General features: G+C 79.3%; 1 protein-coding gene and 2 pseudogenes. All 3 read left to right on the top strand.

The features are described from left to right. A pseudogene (locus tag ACSNOB_RS31830) lies at nucleotides 1-300 on the top strand (hypothetical protein); the annotation flags it as partial. Continuing rightward, on the top strand, nucleotides 297-1709 hold the full coding sequence (locus ACSNOB_RS31825; RefSeq protein ID WP_436691130.1) for a PfkB family carbohydrate kinase: 1413 nt from the start codon (nucleotides 297-299) through the stop codon (nucleotides 1707-1709). The pseudogene ACSNOB_RS31830 and the gene ACSNOB_RS31825, both read left to right, overlap by 4 nt. Next, nucleotides 1706-1875 (top strand): annotated as a pseudogene (locus tag ACSNOB_RS31820) (short-chain dehydrogenase); the annotation flags it as partial. The gene ACSNOB_RS31825 and the pseudogene ACSNOB_RS31820, both read left to right, overlap by 4 nt.

Genomic DNA, 1875 nt, shown 5'->3' with positions numbered 1-1875 from the left:
GCCGTCCCCTCACCCGACAGCCAGGTCGTCCAGGAACTCCACCTCGTCACCAGCCACCTGCTCTGCGAGTACGTGGACCAGGCGCTGCCGATGGTGCGGGACCTGCCCCGGGTGACCCCGCCGGCCCCGCGCGGCGTCGGCTTCGCCGACCGGTTCGGCCTGGACGGCCGCGCGCTGACCGCCGCCGGCAGCCACGGCGGCAAGGGACACGGCCCGAACGGGCACGGCGCCAACGGCAACGGCCGCGGTCCGAACGGACACGGCGCCAACGGGCACCGGCACGACGGGACGACGTCGTGAGCGGCCCGCTGGTGGTGGTCGGCGACGTCCTGCTCGACCGGGACGTGGCCGGCGCGGTCAGCCGCGTCTGCCCGGACGCGCCGGTGCCGGTGCTCGACGAGCGGTCGACCACCGACCGGCCCGGCGGGGCGGGGCTCGCCGCGCTGCTCGCCGCCGCCCAGGGCACCGACGTCGTCCTGGTCACCGCGCTCGCCGACGACCCGGCGGCCGCCCGCCTGGCCGAGCTGCTGACCGCCGCCGGGGTGCGGCTCTTCCCGCTGCGGATGCCCGGCGCGACGCCGGAGAAGATCCGCCTGCGGGCCGGCGGGCAGACCCTGCTGCGCCTGGACCGGGGCGGCGAGCCGCAGTCCCCCGGCGAGCCGCCCGAGGCGGCCCTGGAGGCGATCGCGGGTGCCGGCGCGATCCTGGCCAGCGACTACGGCCGGGGCCTGCTGCGCCAGCCGGCGCTGCGCGCGGCGCTGGCCGAGGCGTCCGCGCCGGTGGTCTGGGACCCACACCCCCGGGGACCGGCGGCGGTCGCCGGCGCCCGGCTCACCACGCCCAACCTGGCCGAGCTGCGCCAGCTCACCGGGGACGCCGGCGGCGGCACCCCGCTCTCCACCGCCACCCGGGCCGGACACGAGCTGCGCCGGCGGTGGCGGGTCGGAGCGGTCGCGGTGACGATGGGCGCGGACGGGGCGGTGCTCTGCCACTCGGGCAGCACCCCGCTGGTGGTGCCGCCGCCGTCCGGAGTGGACGGAGCCGACGACACCTGCGGGGCCGGGGACCGGTTCGCCGCCGCCGCGGCCGCCGCGCTGGCCGGCGGGGCGGTGGTCGCCGAGGCCGTCGCCGAGGCGGTCGCCGCCGCGTCCGCGTACGTCGCGGCCGGCGGCGCCGCCGGGTTGCACCGCGAGCTCCGAGGGCCCCGGCCGTCGACCGGGGTGCCGGGCCGCGCCGACGAGCTGGTGGCGAAGGTACGCGCCGACGGCGGCACCGTGGTCGCCACCGGCGGCTGCTTCGACATCCTGCACGCCGGCCACGTCGCCACCCTCCAGGCGGCCCGGCGGCTCGGCGACGCCCTGGTGGTCTGCCTCAACTCCGACCGCGGCGTGCGCGGGCTGAAGGGACCGGACCGCCCGCTGCACACCGAGGCCGACCGGGCGCAACTGCTCGCCGCGCTGGACTGCGTCGACGCGGTCGTCGTCTTCGACGAGCCCACCCCGCACGCCGTGCTGTCCCGGCTGCGCCCCGACGTCTGGGTCAAGGGCGGCGACTACGCCGGCGACGGCGCCCCGGAGCTGCCGGAGGCCGAGCTGGTCCGCGGCTGGGGCGGCCGCGTCGTCACCGTCCCGTACCTGGCCGGCCGGTCCACCACGGCCACCATCACCGCCGCGCGTCGGCGCGGCCAACTCACCCGAGGAGCGGCATGAGCAAGGATCTGAACGGAATGGCGGTGCTGGTCACCGGCGGTTCGAGCGGGCTGGGCGCCGCGGTGGTCACGGCGGTGGCCCGGGCCGGCGGCCGGCCGCTGGTGCTGGACCGGCAGCCGCCCGCCGACGGCGTGCCGTGGCTGGAGTGCGACCTGGCCGACACCCG

The sequence above is a fragment of the Micromonospora sp. URMC 106 genome, assembly GCF_051386395.1.
GTDB lineage: Bacteria > Actinomycetota > Actinomycetes > Mycobacteriales > Micromonosporaceae > Micromonospora.
The sequence above is the reverse complement of the archived record's forward strand: the minus strand, read 5'-3'. Positions and strand labels throughout refer to the sequence as shown.